The organism is Pontibacter sp. HJ8, assembly GCF_054824225.1.
Genome location: NZ_JSYF01000633.1, coordinates 1 through 312 on the forward strand (window position 1 = coordinate 1; position 312 = coordinate 312).

Sequence of the window (312 nt, forward strand, 5' to 3'; positions counted from 1 at the left end):
GTAACAGGTATCAGCAACCCGGCCGTGACGACCCCTGTTTCAGGTAATGTGAACGAAACGCTGGTGAACACCGGGACTTCCCCAATTACTGTAACATACCGGTACAACACATTTGCTAATGGCTGCCAAAGTAGCACTGCACAGGATGTGAGGGTGGTAGTAAATCCAAGCCCGAAACTGAGTAGTACATTGGCTCCAGCGGCTGTCTGCAGTGGTGCTGCCTTTAGCTATACCCCTACAAGTACGACTACGGGAGCGACCTATACCTGGACAAGAGCAGCGGTAACAGGTATCAGCAACCCGGCCGTGACG

Annotated in this window: 1 protein-coding gene; it reads left to right on the top strand. The window is 52.9% G+C overall.

All coding sequences use genetic code 11. The features are described 5' to 3' along the window. Positions 1 to 312 (top strand): hypothetical protein (locus OB13_RS20360; protein ID WP_461492022.1); only part of this gene is annotated, 312 nt, incomplete at both ends.